11 protein-coding genes and 3 pseudogenes are annotated in these 20480 nt (G+C 36.5%); 8 read left to right on the forward strand and 6 right to left on the reverse strand.

What is annotated here, in order from left to right:
• Positions 1-55: 55 nt before the first annotated feature.
• Positions 56-1615, reverse strand: coding sequence for an AMP-binding protein (locus tag ACVIJU_RS04070; RefSeq protein ID WP_456687289.1), 1560 nt, complete (start codon positions 1613-1615; stop codon positions 56-58).
• 189 nt (positions 1616-1804) lie between these two features.
• On the opposite strand from ACVIJU_RS04070, the gene ACVIJU_RS04075 reads away from it, so the two are divergent.
• The 3 genes and pseudogenes from ACVIJU_RS04075 (at position 1805) to ACVIJU_RS04085 (ending at position 6514) form a co-directional block, all read left to right on the forward strand.
• Positions 1805-2395 (forward strand): TetR/AcrR family transcriptional regulator, encoded by a 591-nt coding sequence (locus tag ACVIJU_RS04075; protein WP_311066564.1) that lies wholly within the window; start codon positions 1805-1807, stop codon positions 2393-2395.
• Between the two features lie 919 nt (positions 2396-3314).
• Positions 3315-4844, forward strand: a complete 1530-nt coding sequence (locus ACVIJU_RS04080) for a malate:quinone oxidoreductase (protein ID WP_339193401.1) — start codon at positions 3315-3317, stop codon at positions 4842-4844.
• Positions 4845-5292: 448 nt separating this feature from the next.
• A pseudogene (locus ACVIJU_RS04085) lies at positions 5293-6514 on the forward strand (IS110 family RNA-guided transposase).
• Between the two features lie 12 nt (positions 6515-6526).
• Here ACVIJU_RS04085 and ACVIJU_RS04090 read toward each other — a convergent pair.
• Positions 6527-8380: an IS1182 family transposase gene (locus tag ACVIJU_RS04090; RefSeq protein WP_456687290.1), complete on the reverse strand. Its 1854-nt coding sequence runs from the start codon at positions 8378-8380 to the stop codon at positions 6527-6529.
• Between the two features lie 776 nt (positions 8381-9156).
• Between ACVIJU_RS04090 and ACVIJU_RS04095 the strand changes: the two are divergent.
• Together ACVIJU_RS04095 and ACVIJU_RS04100 are read left to right on the forward strand one after the other, a co-directional pair.
• Positions 9157-9372: pseudogene (locus ACVIJU_RS04095) on the forward strand (IS4 family transposase); the annotation flags it as partial.
• A 630-nt stretch (positions 9373-10002) separates the two neighbouring features.
• Positions 10003-10336 (forward strand): annotated as a pseudogene (locus tag ACVIJU_RS04100) (antibiotic biosynthesis monooxygenase family protein).
• Between the two features lie 460 nt (positions 10337-10796).
• On the opposite strand, the gene ald reads toward ACVIJU_RS04100, so the two are convergent.
• The 4 genes from ald to ACVIJU_RS04120 form a co-directional block, all read right to left on the reverse strand.
• Positions 10797-11927 (reverse strand): alanine dehydrogenase, encoded by a 1131-nt coding sequence (gene ald, locus ACVIJU_RS04105; RefSeq protein ID WP_456687291.1) that lies wholly within the window; start codon positions 11925-11927, stop codon positions 10797-10799.
• Between the two features lie 112 nt (positions 11928-12039).
• A complete protein-coding gene (locus ACVIJU_RS04110) occupies positions 12040-13290 on the reverse strand; it encodes a PucR family transcriptional regulator (RefSeq protein WP_456687292.1) in 1251 nt (416 codons plus the stop codon).
• Between the two features lie 1480 nt (positions 13291-14770).
• Positions 14771-15526: an amino acid ABC transporter ATP-binding protein gene (locus tag ACVIJU_RS04115; RefSeq protein ID WP_063387708.1), complete on the reverse strand. Its 756-nt coding sequence runs from the start codon at positions 15524-15526 to the stop codon at positions 14771-14773.
• A 324-nt stretch (positions 15527-15850) separates the two neighbouring features.
• Positions 15851-15982: a hypothetical protein gene (locus ACVIJU_RS04120; protein ID WP_339193393.1), complete on the reverse strand. Its 132-nt coding sequence runs from the start codon at positions 15980-15982 to the stop codon at positions 15851-15853.
• Positions 15983-16997: 1015 nt separating this feature from the next.
• On the opposite strand from ACVIJU_RS04120, the gene isdC reads away from it, so the two are divergent.
• The 3 genes from isdC (at position 16998) to isdE (ending at position 20477) form a co-directional block, all read left to right on the forward strand.
• On the forward strand, positions 16998-17675 hold the full coding sequence (gene isdC, locus ACVIJU_RS04125) for a heme uptake protein IsdC (RefSeq protein ID WP_339210445.1): 678 nt from the start codon (positions 16998-17000) through the stop codon (positions 17673-17675).
• A gap of 15 nt (positions 17676-17690) precedes the next feature.
• Entirely contained in the window at positions 17691-19466 is a 1776-nt protein-coding gene (locus ACVIJU_RS04130; protein WP_456687293.1) for an NEAT domain-containing protein, read from the forward strand.
• 129 nt (positions 19467-19595) lie between these two features.
• Positions 19596-20477, forward strand: a complete 882-nt coding sequence (isdE, locus tag ACVIJU_RS04135; RefSeq protein WP_063387711.1) for a heme ABC transporter substrate-binding protein IsdE — start codon at positions 19596-19598, stop codon at positions 20475-20477.
• Positions 20478-20480 lie beyond the last annotated feature (3 nt).

Raw genomic sequence — 20480 nt, forward strand, 5'->3', positions numbered from 1 at the left:
ATTCCGAGGTTTAACATGTTGGAAAAGCAGGTTCATAAAGGTAAATTGAATGATTTTAAAGTACATTTTCGGATTTCCTCAACAAATGTTTTTGAATTTTTCCGACAGACGTTCTAGGAAAGTCCTTCACAAACTCGATGGTATTCGGGATTTTAAATTTTGAAAGACGGTTCCGGCAATGTTCAATCAGCTCCTGTTCCGTCGTTTGTCTGCCTTCTTTTAAAACTACAAACGCTTTAATGGCCTCATCCCGCATCTCATCAGGCACACCGATGACAGCAGCTTCATACACGTCCGGATGTTCCATGATGACATTTTCTACTTCCATTGCCGCTACGTTTTCTCCAGCACGTTTGATCATATCCTTTTTCCGATCAACGAAGTAAAAATAACCGTTTTCTGTCATAATGGCGTTGTCCCCTGTATACACCCAGCCGTCTTGAATAGTTTCGTTGGTTGCCTTTTCATTTTTGAAATACCCTTTCATAATAGTGCGCCCCGGAATGCCTTTTACAATGATCTGACCGGGTTTGTTGACCGGTACTTCTTTTCCCGCTTCATCCACAAGTTTGACTTCGGCGCTGAGGATGGGCTTTCCGATTCCAGTATTATCCTTTTGTCCGTATAATGGATTCATTAATGGCGGTGCTACAGTTTCTGTCATTCCGTATAGCTGCAACAGCGGTACATTGTATTTTTGTTCAAATTCCTGCAGTTGTTCAGGCGTGACTGATTGGGCAAAGATGATTAAGCGGAGAGGATTTTCTTTGTCTGCCTCATCAAAACGCTGTGCTAAAATCATGCGGATGGGAGCTGCAAACAATGAACCGACCGTTGCATGCAGCCTTTTTGCCTGCTTAAAATATTGGGAAGCACTGAACCGTTCCGTGATGGCAACACTTGCTCCAACGGTTAAGGCAGGCATAAACAGATAGTATTGGCCATTGCCATGAAAAAGGGGAAGTACGATCAAAGCCCTGTCTTCTGGGGTAAAGTTCAGGGTCTTCGAAACAGCCTCGCCAGTATAAAGATAATTGGCATGAGTAATCATGCATCCCTTCGGCTTAGAAGTTGTTCCCGAAGTATACATGATGGAGACAATATCATCGCTTTTGAGGGATATAGGAGGAATGTCTCCCTCTGCTTTTTCAATTAAATGATCCATGCTTATTTCTTTGTATAGATCATTTTTGCAGCGGCTTAACAATATTTTTTTAAGATTTGGCAATTTGCTTTGAATTGATTGAAATTTTTCTAAATACTCCTCTTCTGTAATTAGGAGAACCGATTCCGAATGGGCTATTGTATATTCCATTTCATTTGCAGTCGAGAGGATGTTTGTTGGTACCATAACCGCACCGACTCTAGCCAATGAAAACCAGCAGACAATGAAGTCAGAACCATTTGGAAGATGGAGAGTAACCCGGTCGCCTTTTTGAATCCCTAAATCCAAAAGTACTCGGCTGAATTTATTCACTTTTTGCAAAAACGTCTGATAAGTATACATGGTGGTTTTTTTGTTATTATCTTCAAAGACAAGAAATGGTTTATCTCCGTGTAACCTGCATTTTTCATGAAGCAAATCGATAATCGTTCTTTCTCCAATAATATCCATCGATTTCACCCCCTATAGTAAACGCTTACACTGAAAATAGACTGTAGTCTTTATAGACCATAGTTTATTTCAATATATTGGATTTGTCAATAATATTTTGTTAATTTAGAATATTTTGTATAATAGGTTTTCCAAGACCGTTAGATATAATAAAAGACAAGTTGAGTTAGGAAAAAAGGGGATTTTTTTATGACATTAAATGCAAAGCAAAAAAAAGCGCTTAAAACCAAAAAAAGAATTTTGGAAACAGCTTTGGAGCTGTTTAGTCAAAAAGGATATAACCAAGTCACTGTGGATGAAATCGTCGAGAAAAGCAAAACGTCGAAGGGAGCCTTTTATGGGCATTTTGCTTCGAAGTCAGAAATTTTTTTGGAAAAGTTTAAGGAAATTGATAACTTTTATGATGAATTTTGCAAAACATTGCCGAATGATTTATCTGCTAAGGAAAAGATTATACGTCTTTCCATCACACAAATGAAGTATTTGAAAAACGATTTAGGGAAAGAGTTAATGCAAACGATTTATATGAATCCCCAAAGCGCAAAATTTCTGGCGGATACGAATCGAAGATTATATCACATTCTTGAAAATTACTTACAAGAGGGACAGGAAAAAGGGGAGTTCACCAAAGATTTTTCAATACAAGAGCTGGCCATGATCATTTCCAGGTGCATGCGGGGAACTTTATATGATTGGTTTATTTTCGAAAAGGAACTAGATCCGGTCATCGAGATTGAAAAGATGCTTCAAGCGGTTTTTCAAGGAATTGAAAAATATTGATTTAAAAAATTACTAGAGCTTCAGGATCATAGAAAATTACTTATCCTTGATATGATGAAATTGAGCCATACTGATCATCCTTTTCTTCCTCTCTTATGTTTGAATGTTCTGACACCTCCAAGCATAAGAGAGGTTTTGAAAATTGGGAAATCAAGTGGCTCATTTTTTTATGTGGTCGATCCTCTGTAAAGTGACTTAATATTAAATGATCAAATTCAAACATACATCCTATATGTAAAAATTTGTGTTTTTTTGCATAGAGTGAAATCCACGCCAAAAAATGACAGAACATCATCGCTGCTGGCAAGATAAGCAAACAAAGGGATAAATCCTAAAAAACAATTGGAACTGTTTGTTAAAATTATCTATTTTGGGAGGCAGAATAAGTGACTGATTTTATAATTGAGTGACATGTTCATCATCTGTTGTTTGAAGAGGTGATTTATCTGTTTTATTTTGTGTAACTGTTCGTGTTTGCATCAACGTAAAAATTTTCGATATCCCCCTTTAACCAAGATATATCTCATAAAGAGCTCTCTTTGGCTGCTTATGGATTCTTTTTTGATCTTCTTTATCGGTAGAAACTCTTATTTAAACAGCACATCTCATTCGTTCAGGTGATATCTGGCGATTGGTAAATAATAGGATATGTTTATGGAGTAAAATGATTCATTTTCAAGAAAAAATTAATTTTAGCGGTCTGGTTGTATAAAGTTGATATAGAATCTGTAAATCTATAAATAATCGTGATGGACTTTAATTAGAAATACTAATAATGAACTATACTTAAATAATGATATACTATAATTAAGATATAATTGTTGTAGAAAAGGCGTGTGGCGAAAGCCATGTAGAGCTTTGAATTAGGCAGGTCGCCTGCATCCTTTCTACAAATATTGGGGGATAAGGATGGGGAAAAATGAGTAGCAGACAAACTAACACAGACGTTATTTTAATTGGTGCCGGAATTATGAGTGCGACTTTAGGGACACTGTTGAAAGAATTAGCGCCGGAATGGGAAATTAAAGTGTTTGAAAAGCTCAACAAACCAGGAGAAGAAAGCTCTAATGAATGGAATAATGCAGGAACGGGGCATGCTGCACTATGTGAGCTTAACTACACACCCGAGAAACCGGATGGATCTATTGATATTAGCAAAGCTATAAAAATTAATGAACAGTTCCAAGTTTCCAGACAGTTTTGGTCTTACCTTGTAAAAAACAATCTAATACAAAATCCGCAGGAATTCATCAGACCGCTGCCCCACATGAGTTTAGTCCAAGGAGAAAATAATGTGAGATATTTAAAGAAACGTTTTGAAGCGCTATCAAACAATCCATTATTCCAAGGAATGGAATTTTCTGATGACCCGGAAAAACTGAAAGAATGGATTCCGCTTATAATGGAAGGACGTACATCGAATGAACCGATCGCAGCAACCAAAATCGACTCAGGTACGGATGTTAACTTTGGAGCTTTAACACGCATGTTATTTGACTACTTAAAAGAGAAAGAGGTCGAAATATACTACAAGCATAGTGTTAAGGATATTAAACGCACAAGCGACGGTTTGTGGGAATTGAAAGTGAAGGATCTCAATAGCGGTTCAGTTGAAATCCATAAGGCTAAATTCGTATTTATTGGAGCCGGCGGGGGAAGTCTGCACTTGCTTCAAAAATCTGGTATTCCAGAAGGTAAACATATTGGTGGTTTTCCTGTAAGCGGATTATTTATGGTATGTAATAATCCAGAAGTTGTAGAGCAGCATCATGCAAAAGTTTACAGTAAGGCTAAAATTGGTGCACCTCCTATGTCAGTTCCGCACCTTGATACACGGTATATCGACAACAAAAAAACATTGCTCTTTGGACCGTTTGCAGGCTTCTCGCCTAAGTTCTTAAAAACTGGTTCAAATTTGGATTTGTTTGCTTCCGTAAAACCGCACAATTTCGTAACTTTGTTGGCATCAGCCTTTAAAAACTTTTCTTTGGAAAAATACTTGATCGAGCAGCTTCTGTTAACGAAAGAAAAGCGCATGAATGAGTTGCGTGAATTTATCCCGACGGCTAAATCAGAGGATTGGGATATAGTCGTCGCAGGCCAACGTGTGCAAATTATCAAAGATACTGAAGCTGGCGGTAAAGGAACGATTCAATTTGGTACAGAAGTTGTTACGGCTGCAGATGGCTCGATCGCTGCATTGCTCGGTGCTTCTCCTGGAGCTTCTACTGCCGTACACGTAATGCTTGAAGTAATTAAAAAATGCTTTCCTCAACATTTGAATAAATGGGAACCGAAAATTAAAGAAATGATTCCTTCTTATGGTGTGTCACTAGTGGAAAACCCGGATCTTTTCCATGAACTTCATACTTCAACAGCAGAGACGCTCGGTCTAAACGGACAAGAACCGATCTCTGGTGTAAACGAAAAAGAACCGGTTTATAGCTAATTTCTTGGATGAGAAACAAAGGTGTGGAATGAATAAAGTTTAAAACAGCCACTTTTCATCAGTGGATAATTGTTTCTATAATAAAGAAAAGAGACTGATAAGTCAATGATTTTAAAGCAGAGCTAATATAAAAAAATTGCAGAATAATAGAATATAATTGAAAATAATCCGTTTTTAAAAATTTTTTGTCACGACGAAAAAAACATACTAACATTAGTAGTACAGACCTAGGCCAAGGTTTGTGCTACTATTTTTTTATAGTAGAAGTGAAGGAAGGTCGAACATCCCCTGGGACCAAATAGAGTCCGTATTAAAAACAGACCAACTTCACATCCTTATTTGAATCAGTTTAGTATGTTGGGTCCGAAGAGACCGTGTATAAGAAAATGGAATCAATAAGGCAATGTGAAGAACTTCTATGTTTGGCTAAAAAGGAGAGGCAGAAAATATGAAACACGTAGTGGCATTTGATGTCAGTATGGGGAAAAGTACAATGGTCATTTATGACCGTTATCGTCAATGCGAATATGAGGGTGAAATAACCCATAACCGCTACTCTTTCGAGAAATTAAACGAAACCCTTATATCTTTAACACAAAAAGATGCACAGGCACCTGATATTGTCTTTGAAGCAACAGGCGTATATTCAAAACCACTAGAACGATTCTTAGGTGATCAAGGTTATATGTATTATCGAGTTAACCCACTCGAAGCGAATATTCAAATGGCTTCAATGAGGAGACAAAAAACAGATAAAAGCGACGCTCATGAACTTGCGAAAACTCACTTTAGAGTTGAACGTGAACAAACTTATCAAGAAGGGGAATATTATAAACAAATGCGTGCAATGACGAGATATTATGATGAATTAAGTAGTGAAATGACGCATTTATATAGTCGTTTACATGCGATTCTACAATTGAGTTTTCCCGAGTTAGAAAAGCTATTCAGTAAACGTTCTGCTTTATTTTTGAATGTCGTTCAATTATACCCTCATCCGGATCATGTGTTAGTTTGTTCAAAAACAGTGATTCGTAATCGTTTAAAAGCCAACACAAGAAAAAACTTATCATTGGCACGTGCTGAAGAAAAAGGGATCGCTTTAATCGAAGCAGCAAAAGAAGCGTATCCAGCAATTTCAAAAGATGATATTCGCTGTGAACAAGTGCGGGATTATGCCAAACGGATTGCAGACTTGAAGGAGAAAAGAGATCAACTTGTCCAAAAGATGGTTAAATTATCGAAAGATAAACAAGAGTATCAGATTTTAATTTCATTTCCAGGAATCGGAGAAAACGACTGCAGTTCGTTTAATTGGAGAATTAGGAGATATTCGACGATTCAAAAACCATAAACAACTGAATGCTTACGTCGGTATTGATATTATGAGATATCAATCTGGGAATACCTTTTATAAAGACAAGATTAATAAAAGAGGAAATAACAAACTTAGAAAGATTCTATTTTACATGATCCAGACCATGATCCAACTACGGAAAAACACACAAAATCATATTGTAGATTATTATGATAAATTAAAAACGCAACCCCAGAGGAAACCTCATAAAGTTGCGTCCATAGCATGCGTGAATAAGTTCTTGAAATCGGCTTATCACCTTATCACACATAATCTGAAATACGATTACGAAAAGGCAACAATGCATCAGTAATCGTAAGTAAGATTATATCACAAAGACCTGACGAAAAAAATGGAAATCGTGAGGTCTATTTGTCATGCGAAAATTTATTTTGGGGCTGTCCGATAAGTCCCTAAAATGAAGCAAGTGGAGAAAAACAATTCGTTTCTCTCCACTTGCTTTTATATTTTTTCGATTTTTATCTGAAAGTAGCTGGCGGATGCCGGCTACTTTCAGTATGTTGTGGGCTAATGCCACAATCCCAAACTCAACATGTACCTTGTCGAGGCCCCGCAAAGAAAATCTGCGGAACGACCGATTGCCCTTGATGTGACCGAACACACTTTCTGCCTCGACTTTGCGTCGAGCGTAGATTGCGGCTTTCTCTTCACATTCAAGGGCTGTTTTGGCCTTTGCTTTCATTTCTTCGAAGATGGGATTCCAGTGAACTTGACGATTTCCCTTCGCTTTTGTGCATTTCGCTTTCAATGGGCAATCGGTACAATCTTCACATTCGTATATTTTGAAGCTTTGTTCATAGCCAGATGGATTCTTTTTGTTTTGGTATTTTTTAAACGTTACTCTCCTTCCATTCGGGCAAATAAAACAATCATCCTCTTCACAATAGGTCCAGTTTTTGGCATTTTTAATGTCTTTTTTGTATGTACGTGTTTGTTCTTTTACATAGCTCCCATAAGGAATTAGAAACTCAAAACGGGGCTCTTTCTCATCACCAACTGCATATACATAGTTTTCTTCACTACCATAGCCTGCATCCGCAATGACCGTTTTGGGCATCGGTAATGAACTGGAGGCTAGCTTCTCCATATGTGGGATAAAGCAACGTGTATCGGTCGGTCGTTGATGAATGGTATAAAACAAGATAAACTGATTCTCTGTCCCCATTTGCACGTTGTATCCGGGCTTGAGCTGACCGTTTTTCATATGGTCTTCTTTCATGCGCATGAAGGTTGCGTCTTTGTCTGTTTTCGAGTAGCTGTTACGGTCACCGAACATTTCCTTTTGTTCCTTGTATCTTGCCATTCGGGGCAGGAAATCTTCACGAATTTGTTTCACCGATTTCTTTAATTGACTGCGTTTTTTTCGCTTCTCTTTCCGAATGGATGTATCGGTCTCCTTTTCGATTTCTTCCGTTAGCGTTTCAACTTTTTCTTCTATTTCTTTTGCGATTTCCTCCATGTTTTGTTCGGTGATCTCTGTATGTTGATCGCTTTCCTTTTGCCCTGTTCCGGCTTCTAATTGGGTTAATTCATGAATGTGCTTTAGTGTTTCTTGGATTTTTTCTTTTAATTTCTCTTCGAATTTCAAAGTGGATTTTTTCCACACAAAAGAATACTTATTGGCATTGGCTTCGATCTTAGTGCCATCCAAAAAGTAGTTTTCCATCGTGATGTAATGTTCTTTTATCAATTTGAGAATCATGACTTCAAAGAGCTCATCCATGAAAGCTTTCATCCGTTCCCCTCGGAACTCATTAATGGTGCGAAAATCTGGTTGTTGCATCGCTGAAAGCCACATGGCAGGAATATTTTCTTTAACGAGTTTTTCGATTCCTCGGCAGGAATAAACCTTTTGAGAATAAGCATACAGAATGATTTTCAGCATCATTTTGGGATGATAGGAACTTCTGCCGCCGCCTTTATAATGAGAAAACAATTGTTTATCTGGTATCGCCTCCACCATTTCGTCCACGACACGTGCCACGTGATGTTCGGGTATAAGAGATTCAATATCATAAATCATTTGAACTTGACGGTTGTCATATGGTTTGAAAGTAGGGGCTAAATTTCTTTTGGCAGGAGTTTTTTCTTCTTTTCCATCTAGAGGAAGTGTCATTTGTGTGTTATAATTTTCACGAGTAATCATTTGATTGCTCATAAAAAATCGTCCTTTCTGTAATGTTGTGTGGTAACTTCATTTTACTAGAAAGGACGATTTTTTTGTGCATTTTTTTTAAAAAGTGAAAAAATGAGGGGCTCCAAAAAGTCAGTTACCCTGACTTTTTGGACAGCCCCAAATAAAATCTATATTAACCAAATTATTTAATAAAAAATACTTGACTAGAGGTAAGAAAGAGGGATGTCTAATAAGTCGTTTTTTCGATTTATAGACCTCCCCTTTAATGTTTTAGTAACGTTTATATATTGATGTTTATGTGTTTTTTGTTTTAATGACGTTTTGATTTTTGATATGCCTCCCCATTAGGTAGACAGATTAAAAAATAAAAATCTGTTTATCTTCATGGGGAGTTTTATTATGATAACCAAAAGAGTTTATCCTTACGGTGTTACACACCCTATTAACAGAAAAATGTTCATGTGAGTCGACTAATCGTAAGAAATAAATATTTAATAATTTTCGAATTTTAAAAATAGTATAATTTAGAATGAACAGCAACAAATCCGTATTAATAGCATTGTTTACTAGTCCGCTTTATATGTTGATCACATGTTTTGATTTATCTATACAGACTGATAGAATGAATGCACTAATGTTCCTTGGATATACGTATCCGATATTTTTCCTTTTGTATTATTTAGTTAACTCAACTGTCTCACAGTAAATTGAATTTCTAAGCCTTACGGTTAAGGGGTTTGTTGGTTGTTTAGAATACTTCTTGACATAAAAATTTGCAAAAAAAACCTCAACTTTATCGAACATTAGGCGGCATTTTTTATGAACTTTGTGATGAAATCGATGAACTAGATTGGACCTTTGCACTTCAACTACTCATTGAAATTCTTGAAGATGCACTTCAAAATGTAAATCAAAAGATTAAAAAATTAATCGAAAGTCAATTACGTAAATGGATTGTAGTTTTGCCTAATTATATCAAGGCTTATTTGCCAAAATTGAGCTGCGAAAGTTGAGTAAACAAGTTATTCTTTATAATACTGCAATCATGAGTGCAGGTACTGAAAAATACAAAACTTATTATGATCAAATACTCACATGCGGAATTTGAATGGAATTATGGAGAAGCCATTTTTGACAATAAAGAGCTTGCTCTGCCGCAGCCTTAAAAGAATTGTAAAACTTGTGTTCGTAAAAAGACACCTGTCTTGGATAAGATTTAAACTTATTTATCAAGATTGACAACAATATTGCCACGTAAAAAACACATGTTAGGAGTTGATTTCGTTTGACTTCATAAACGTGTGTTTTTTGTTGCGCAACTTTTATATTAAAATAGTTTTTTAAAATAATGAACGAATATTATCTTGGCTAATGGAGTATCTGATACGAAAGCCGGACAAGTAGAGAACAATTAAATAGTGATAGTGTGCCGGCAATTCAATTTTTCATCTGATGGGGACAGCGGAGCCATATCGTCATATGTTGTGCTGCGGATCAGGCGCTTTGCTATTGGCCATCATCTTTTTAAATGAATTGATTGAGAAGCGTTTTGAAAAAGATGAATATTTCTTGCGGGTATTATTGAAAATGATAATTGTTATCAAATATAATAATGTATAATCACTATGAAAGGAGCAATGTGAGTGTTTGTTCAAATAAAAACTATTTTAGTGACAGAAGGACATGCCGATCGAATTGTTGACCGCTTCACTTCACAGGGAATAATCGAACAGCAGCCGGGTTTTATCGATTTAAGCGTGCTTAAAAAAAGGCAGAGAAAAAGGGAATGAAGAAGTACTCGTTATGATTCGCTGGGAATCAGAAGAGGCTTGGAAAGCCTGGGAGAAGAGCGAGGCTCACCTTGCTGGTCACCGGGCGAACCGAGGCAAGCCTGCTCCCTCCTACATTTTGGAGAGTCGTCAAGATGTCTTCTATGTGCTGGGTCAGAAAGGCTATGTAGAGTCCTCTACTCGATAAAATAAAGCAGCCTCCAGTCCAAAAGTAGGTTTTTCCTGAACATATGCTCTAAAAATTTTTAAGTGCCCATTCATTTTTAGATGATGGTCTATTGTGAATGGGTGTTTTTTATTGCTTAAGAATCTATTCATGCGTGGGGTTTCTGGATGCAATTGAGCGTCAAAAAGGATTAGAAGAACTTATTAGAAGAATAGTAGATACATAAGAAGGGGAGATCGTTTTGATTATCATGTTGGACGCGATCTCCCCTTCTGGATTTTATGGTATGCAAAATCCGTACACGGTGGCATTAAGACACACATCTAATTTTCAGTTGCTGAGTGTTGTTGAGAATTATTATTCAATAATTGGCATGATGTGCCGAAAAAAAAGTGGAATAAATGCAAATGAACGTTCGACCATTTAAAGAATCCTAAAAACACCCTTCACAGCTAAGCATGAAGGGTGTTTCATCACCGTTTTAAGAATACAATCGTTCGGAGATAACGTCATCGACTGGAACATAGTCATAGCCAAGGTCATGTGCTACTGCTTTAAAGGTTATATTCCCATTCATGACGTTCACGCCTGTTTTAATCGCTTCACTTTCTTTAATTGCTTGAACTACACCTTTGGAAGCAATTTGCACAGCATATGGAATCGTGACATTTGTTAGGGCAATTGTTGCTGTACGTGGAACCGCACCTGGAATGTTGGCGACTGCATAATGCAGCACTCCATATTTTTCGATAATAGGATTGTCATGAGTTGTTGCATAATTAATCGTTTCAAAGTTTCCGCCTTGATCAATAGCAACGTCGATTATGACTGACCCGGGCTGCATAGATTTTACCATTTCTTCCGTTACAAGCTTAGGTGCTTTTGCACCGGGAATCAGCACCGAACCGATAACTAAATCGGAGTCTTTGACAGATTCTGCAATATTATAAGGATTTGACATTAACGTCTGCACAGTTGAACCAAAAATGTCTTCTAATTGACGCAGGCGTGCAGGATTTAAGTCAATAATCGTTACATCTGCACCAAGGCCGTGTGCAATTTTTGCTGCATTCGTTCCGACTACACCGCCGCCAATAATCGTGACTTTCCCGCGTTTGACACCAGGAACACCGCTTAGCAGTATTCCCTTTCCTCCTTTAGATTTTTCCAAATATTGCGCCCCGAGTTGAGCTGCCATGCGGCCGGCAACTTCGCTCATTGGTGTCAATAATGGCAATGTATTATTGACAGTAATTGTTTCATAAGCAATAGCGGTCACTTCATTTTCCACTAAAGCTTTGGCCAATTCCGGTTCATTTGCCAAATGGAGATAGGTAAATAAAATTAACCCTTTTCGGAAATATACATATTCAGCCGGGAGGGGCTCTTTTACTTTCAGAATCATTTCTGCTATTTCCCAAACCTCTGAAGCTCTTTCAACAATCTCGGCACCAGCCTGTTTATACTCTTCATCGGTAAAACCGCTTCCGATTCCAGCGTTTGCTTCAATAACTACTTTATGTCCTGCATTTATTAATTGCACAACCCCTGCAGGTGTGATAGCTACACGATTTTCATTATTTTTAATTTCTTTCGGTACCCCGATGATCATCCTCACCATCTCCTTAAAATAACATCTGCACCACTATCATATCTCTTTTAGTTGAACCTTACTTTATGAAAAAATCAGAAAACCGCAAAAGTAATTTGTGTAAATATACAAATTACTCGACATTCATGCTTTCAAGTTTTAAATCCAGAAATAATGTTATTTTCTGGTTAGGGTCTTTCAGGTTTACTCCTGTTATTTCTACTACTCTTTTTAAACGGTAATTTAACGTATTCGGATGAACATGTAATAATTGCGCTGCTTGATAAACATTGCAGTCACATTCTAAATAACTTTTAAGCGTAAGCAATAAATCGGTGTGATGCTTGAGGTCATACTCTCTTAATTTTTTGATTGCCTCACTTTGATAGTGGTCACGAACTCGGATTTGATAAAGTTCATCTAAAAACTGATAGATGCCGATCTCCTGAAAACTATACTTTTGCTGTAATTCATCGGGGAATTTTTCCTTAAGCCTTAATACTTTCAATGCTTGTTTATAGCTGCAATGAACATGCTCCGGAGAATGATAAACAGAGCCGAAAGCACCAGATATATTTCGGATTTGTAAACGCATACTTATTTTGTTGATAAAATCTTTAATAAAACCGGAAAGAGCGTTAATCGCCTCTTTTTCTGTTCTGAGCCGGGTAAGCAATATTAGTTGATTTTGATCAAATAATTTGCTGACTACTTGAACTTGGTGCAATGTTTCAGCTAAATAATAGGCATGTTTTTCAATAGCTTGTGTTATATCATTTTCAAAGTTAATGATAGCAACAGCAAGATTTCCATCCAGATTAACCCCAACTCGTTTAGCCTGGTGTTTAATCTTAGACACATCGTTCAGATGACCTGTTAATAGCTTCCATAGAAATTCTTGATGACTCTCTTCTTCTTTTCGTTTTCTTATTCGCTGAAGGAGGAGCTGGTTTTTCACAAGCTTTGCAGCTTCCTTTAGCAAATGCAATTGATCATCGCCCATTGTTTTATCATTGATTTGTGCCCATATAAAACCTAAAACCTCATTATGTTTTCGAATCGAAACAGCGACACGGTTGCCAAGTCCAACTTCTTCGATTGCAGGGACAATAACAGGTTCATCGCTTTCGAACAGTTTTGACATAATCCCATTTTTCCAAAGGCTGTTAATGATTTTATCTGGCACTTTTCTACTCATAATCGTGGCCATTCTTGCTTCATCTACATTTTCTTTATGTCTGCTGTAGGAAATGATCTGATGATTGGAATCCTCTATCGTAATTGGACATTCAAGCATTTCACCAATACGGTCTGCCAAAAGGTCTAGGGAATCGTCTTGCCGCAACTGCGAAAGTAATTGTGGATAGCCTAATGAATTCCTCATTAATTCTTGCCCCCTTTTGCATTTTTACAGTCTTAAATCCAATAATGAAGGGTCAATTGAAATGAACAAGAATCACCCGTTTAGTCGATCATTATTGAAAAAATTCTAAACAATTAGAAGAGTCTAAACAATATTCGTACTAAAATATCCTGCGCAAGAAGCTCATACCGCCGAAGGTAACATAAAGAGTAAAATAGCGAAAAAAAGAATATCTACATGGTCAGCCAAACACCGAGAATCGCAGATTACATTTTGTTTGCTTCTATAAATGCAGCCAATTCTCCAAGGATTTACAGTTATGAAGAAAACTAAATATTTGCTTTTCCTTTTTCAATTACGTGTTTTGCTAATTTCATGATATTGATTTTTCCTAAATTCGGCCTGGCTTTCCTTTTTGATTGATCGATTCTTTGCCGATCATTTATCCTGCAAAAGGGATGTAATACGAAAAATTACTAATAGGAAACGCACTTTTTGCTAAGTAGAAAAACACGGGGTCAGCATATATAAAAATCTCTGTTAGTTCATAGTTATTTTTAATTAATCTTGCCGATTGTTCAGCAGTTTCACAAATCAAAGGTGTCGTCATCAATTTATTACATTCGGCAGCGATCTTACCAATTTCATGGTATTAGGCTCAAGCACAACATCTGCAATCATTAATTGAATGATTCCACCTCCTTAAAATGGTTTTAATAATCTATAATGAAAATATTCCGTCTTTATTAAAAGCAGCATCCCATATAAACTGTCTTTAAATAGATTATTTTTTTAAAATGCAGCATTCTCAATATTATCGTCAGGAAATCTGACAAATTATAAAAAGTAAACGTTTTCAAAACCACCTATTTTAGAAAAAGTTGGCGAACGTATAGGATAAAATCTGGGTAAAACCGATGAACTGCTTGTTCATTGCATAGACGACGATGCTTTACATTTTGCCGGGTTTCAAAAGAATAGGACATTTTTTCTGGAAACATATGGATAGATATTCAGCTTTGTATAATTGCCACTTGATCGAAATCTTCCTTGAAAAACTTCTTCGCATAACGGTGTGAGAATTTTGCATTACTGTTGGATCAATAAAGTGCTTGTACTCATGCATTTCGAAAGAATACTACGCTGCTGAACAGTGCTATGCTGATGCTATTATTTTACCACGTTCTTGAGAAACTTGCTTTTGCTTGTCGTGTTGTTAAAATATTTGGCAGTGATGGCTATTTAATACTTTAATGGGAAATTTCGGATCGTTTCGAAGGTTCTTTATTTTTACGGGAGAATCCACATCCTGATATGTTCATTCCGTAGGATGCCCAGTGGAAACAGCTTGAATAGTGGTGCTCGTAAAGGATATTGAAGGAAATCAATCAATATTCGGCAAAAGCCCTAAACAATTCGTATTTGAATCGTTTAGGGCTAGGAATTCTATGTTTGGGTCTGTATTTACAGTGATGTGAAAGGACAAAGGCTGTTCAATTGTTTAAATATAGTAAGTAAAATCCTCGGGTATTACCCGCTTTAAGAACTGTTTTGTTCTTTCTTCTTTTGGATGTGTGAAAATTTCTTTAGGTGATCCTTCTTCTACAATGACTCCGCCATCCATAAAAATCACCCGATTGGCAACATCTTTCGCAAAAGACATTTCATGAGTTACAACCAACATTGTTGTTCCTTCTTTGGCAATTTGCTTCATAACTGTTAAAACTTCACCAACTAATTCCGGATCCAGTGCGGAAGTTGGTTCATCAAATAAAATGATGTCTGGATTTAAAGCAATCGCTCTTGCAATGCCAACCCTTTGCTGCTGCCCGCCCGATAATTCACTAGGGTAAGCATTGTATTTGTGGGACAGTCCTACTTTATCCAATGCTTTTTTTCCAATTTCATTCGCTTTTTCTTTTGGAATCTTCCTGCCAATAATAAGCCCCTCTGTTACATTTTCTAATGCTGTTTTATTATTAAACAAATTGTAATTTTGAAATACAAATGCAGTCTTTTGTCTTATTGCATGAATTTGTTTTCTAGTTGCTTTATGAAGATCAACCTGAATATCCCCAAAAATTGCCTGACCTTGATCTGCTTTTTCAAGAAAATTTATGCATCTTAGCAATGTTGTCTTTCCTGATCCGCTCGGTCCAAGAATGACGACAACATCCCCTTTATCTATTTTTAAATCAACTCCGTTTAAAACTTTGTTTTTCCCAAATGATTTATGTACATTTTTAATTTCCAGCATGTGATCCACCTCTTGCCTTCAAGCTTAAGTCTGGTAGTTTTATAAATATTCTCCAAAACTACATATCAATATAAAATTCAAAAAATTGAGACATGTTAGACTCTTAATATTATTTCATGCAATAGCACCCTATGACTTAATGATGTGCTTTAATAAAATTGACAGTGGCTGTACAAAAATTTGAAAGTGCTTCAGCCGGCGTTTGAGGAATGAGCATTCTAAATGTCTGATCATTTATTAATCCAACTGACTGTGCAGTCAATAAGGTATATATGATTTCATTTGCATAAGGATAGGATCTGTCATATGCAAGCTTTTGAATCACTATTTTTGCAGTGTCAAATGATGAACGAGAGGATGTATTTGATCCACACCCTGTTTGTAGATGAGTAATGCTAAATCTGTACCTACCGCTTCGTCGTCTGCACCTTTTATCCATTCAAAAATCTGTACCATCTAATTGAGTCGTTCTAAATTTAAATCATACTATTTAGCTAGGTTTAATTTTCTATAATAATAGATCTTAATAATTTGAAAGTCAACAGTTGATTGTACAGATCGGACAAATTGATAAAAAGAAATGAGAGTTACTAGTACTATGAGCTTGTTTTGAAGTTTCATTGTAGGTACAGCGAAAATATTATTGTTTGAAGAAATGCTCATATGTATTTTCAATACATTATTGCCTAGTTGTAAACTCATATAGAATAGCTGGCGAATATTATTTAAAAAAATTATTCAAAAATAATTAATTCCGTTTTACACTCCATTTCGTATTCACACTTTTTAAAAAAGTTCATGTCCAATTTTTACCGTTTTTGTATCTGCTCTATATTACTTTTTTATAGAATCTAAACTTATTTTTATGGAGATAACAGCTTCTCCATACATATTTTTATGGACTTCATATTGCGTTATCGATACATAAAGAAGAAAGTGCTGGTACAAACATTAAATTTTCTTAATAAAGTTTAATCAATGAAACAGCATTTTTTAAAAATACTCCAAATCTTCCATTTTTCCCTTGGCCTTAACAGCTTTATCACACTACCTCATTTCCAAAAAAAGGGAACTGATCTAATTTGTTGCATCTCCATTTTTTTCTATTCATTTTGTTAATCGATAGCCTATATTCACATGAGTAATACACTGTCCGAATAATTTTTCAGACATAAGGCGAATCAATCATTCTGATAAATACAAATTATTTTTTTATGAATGAAATTCAATTAAACAAGATTTTTCTATTTTCCTGTAAAAAATTCGACTAAAGTCTTCTAATACGGAGTATCCAACTAAATAAAAAACTACTAAATGAAAAATTTCTATAATTATGGAAAACTGGAAGATTCATAAAAATTTATTGACAATGAGAATCGTTATTAATAAGTGACCGAAAGGGGGAAAGCTATTTAATTCTGGAATATAACAATCTATTAATTAAATTTTAAAGGAGGGTACGGATCAAAAAATGAAAAAAATTTTTTCAGTCGTCTTTTTACTATTTGTAGTTTTTTATGCTTCATTGCCGGCATCGGCGAATAATTCCTTGGCTGATGGAACATATACCATCAACTATAAAGTTTTAAAAGCAGATAATGATTCGGTATCCATGGCCAATGATTATTGGGAAAAGCCTGCAAAACTAATTGTGAAAAATGGCAAATACTTCGTTCAAGTAAGATTAAATCATAGTTCGTGGATTAAAGAATTTAAAGTTTCTAATGTGGATACAAAAGTGATAAGCACAGATACTTCTGCAAATAAAAGAGTTGCGCAATTTGAAGTAGATCAAGTTCCCGACATTGTAACCTCTCAAATACATGTTTATATTCCAGAAGACGAATTTCCTGGAGAGGGTGTTTATGACAGCCATTACACAATAAGACTAAAGTTTGATCAAAATAGTATTAAAGCTGTTAGCTCAGATTCTAATAGTTCAAACGAATTATCTACCTCTGCTTCTACAAAAACAAGCAATGAAAAAAGTAGTCAAAATAAAACAAACAATCAAAATGAAACAGACAAGCAGACAGAAAATAATCCGGAAACTAGTGACAGCACGTCACTTTATGTTTTCATCGGTTTATTTTTATTATCTGCAGCATTTCTAATTTTTAAATTCAAATCTAGATTTAAAGTTTTGTAGAAGGGGAGGTTTCTTGTGAAGAAAAGGATTAGAAAGTTTTTTGCCATTTTTATGGTTTTCCTGCTATTATTGCCGACCGTCAAAATACAGCCTGTTTTTGCTGAATCGGCTTTAGCAGACGGAGAATACACGATTGGCTTTAGGGTCTTGAAAAACGGGACAGAAGATACCTCGACAATGGACGGCTATACCGTGAAGCCGGCCGGCTTAACAGTGCAGAACGGCAAAGCATATGTATCAGTGACATTAAAAAGCAGCGAATGGATTAAAACTTTTCAAGTAGAACGTAATGGTGAATACGTCGATGCGGAGGTTGTATCGACGAATGGAGCAGAAAACACGAGAGTCGTCAAGTTTGAAGTGGATGATTTAACGAAAAAATTGAATGTTCAAACAAGAGTCGCCGTACCAGGCGTATATGATACAGTTCATACGGTTCAATTCCAATTTGATGTAGACAGCATTACACCAGTGCAGGCGGAGCAGCCGGAAGAGGGCGGGCAAGAGCCTGAAAATCCGGATCAAGAAGATGGGGAAGAGCCGAAAGATCCAACTCCTGGAGATACTGAGCCAAATCCGCAGCCGGGAGAAGATGGCAATCAAGATGAACAGCCTGCGGAACAGCTTCAAGACGGCGAATATACGATTGGCTTTAGGGTCTTGAAAAACGGAACAGAAGATACCTCAACAATGGACGGCTATACTGTGAAGCCAGCTGGTTTAACAGTGCAGAACGGCAAAAAATACGTCTCAGTGACGTTAAAAAGCAGCAAACGGATTAAAACATTTCAAGTAGAGCGAAACGGTCAATATGTCGATGCGGAGGTTGTATCGACGAATGACGTAGAAGACACAAGAGTCGTCAAGTTTGAAGTGGACGATTTAACGAAAAAACTGAATGTTCAAACAAGAGTTGTTATACCGCAATATGGTTATGATGGATCTTATACGGTTCAAATCCAGTTTGATGTAGACAGCATCAAACCAATGAAGAAGGATCAGCCGGATGAGGATGGACAAAAACCAGAAGATCCTGGGAAAGATCCGGGTACAAATAAGCCTGGAGACAATCCATCGAACAATAACAATCAAAATTCTGGAAATAACAATGGCGGCCAAACAAGAAATGAGTTGGCTGACGGTTTATATACCGTGGAATTTACTGTATTAAAAAATGGTACAGAAGAACCGTCAATGGTCAATGATTATGTTGTCAGCCCGGCACTATTAACTGTAAAAAATGGACAATTAGATGTTGCGTTCACATTGCTAAAAAGCTCATGGATCACGAAATTACAAGTGGAAAGAAACGGCCAATATCAAGATGTGGAAGTGCGAAGCAAAAATGAAAAAGAAGATACAAGAGTAGTAGGTTTCCCGATCGAAGATTTATCTAAAAAAGTGAATGCTAAGATCAAGGTGGATATTCCAGATCTTCAATATCACAATACGTATGATATCCAAATTGCTTTTGATCCAGATAGTGTAAAACCATATGATGGAACAGGCGTTCCAACGAAGAATACGAATTCCAGCGATCAAGATCAAAACCAAAATCAGGATCAAAATCAACAAAATAGCAATAGCGATGACGATTCACTAACCTTTAACCGAGATGCAGATCAACAGTCGACAGACGATGACGCTTCCAATAACTCAAATAATTCAACCGTGAATGCCAAAACGGCTGATCTTTCCCAAATTGGTTTGTATTTGGCATTGCTGCTAGGATCTCTTGCCATCATAGTTTGGAAGAATCGCTCAAGGCTCCTTATTCATTTGAAAAAATAACCTGACTGTTGTCTTGATGCGGACATGCCCATCAAGACAACATTTTCTTATTTAAAAAAATATGACAACGACTTTTTAGGTCGGTCGAAAAAGCGGGGAGGCTTTGTTTAAGTGTGTAAACAAAGAAGAATGGGATGGCTGATCCTTTTGATAATGCTGCTGGTTGTCGTCGCCGGTTGTTCTTCATCTGCTGCTGAATCAACGGAACAAAAAAAGCCGAAAAAACAGGATCATCGAGTTGTCTCATTATCTGTTGCCGTTACGGAAATTTTTGATGCGTTAGATATTGATTTAGTTGGCGTCCCCACAAGCAGCAAAAAACTGCCGGAGCGGTATAAGAATGCGAAAAGAGTGGGGTATGCTAAAAATCCTGATATGGAAGTTTTGATGTCTTTAAAACCTACTGATGTATACTCTGTTTCAACTATTCAATATGATTTAGAGCCAGTGTTTGAAAAACATAACGTTCAAGTAGATTTTTTGGATTTAACCAGTCTTCAATCAATGGAAAAGGAAATTCTTGCACTCGGAGAAAAATATGAACGACAAAAACAAGCGAAGAAGATCGTTGATAGATTCGAAAAAAAAGTAAAAGAAATCCAGAAAAAAACTCGTAACTTGGAAAAACCAAATGTTTTAATCTTACTCGGAGTTCCCGGAAGTTACTTAGTGGCAACAGAGCATTCCTATATTGGCGATCTAGTGAAATTGGCGGGTGGAAACAACGTGATTCAAGGAGAGAAAGTGGAGTATTTAGAATCTAACACAGAATATTTATATGAGTCCAATCCCGATGTCATATTAAGGCTTGCTCACGGCATGCCGGAGGAAGTAGTCAAAATGTTCGATGAAGAATTTAAGAAGAACGATATATGGAAGCATTTTGATGCTGTCAAAAATGGCAGGGTGTATGATCTGGAAGAAGAATTGTTCCCGACTACCGCAACCATTCGAGCGGATGAAGCTTTAGATGAATTGGTGAAATATTTGTATCCTGAGTTTCATGAATAAGCG

This window comes from Aeribacillus sp. SP014 (assembly GCF_054055575.1).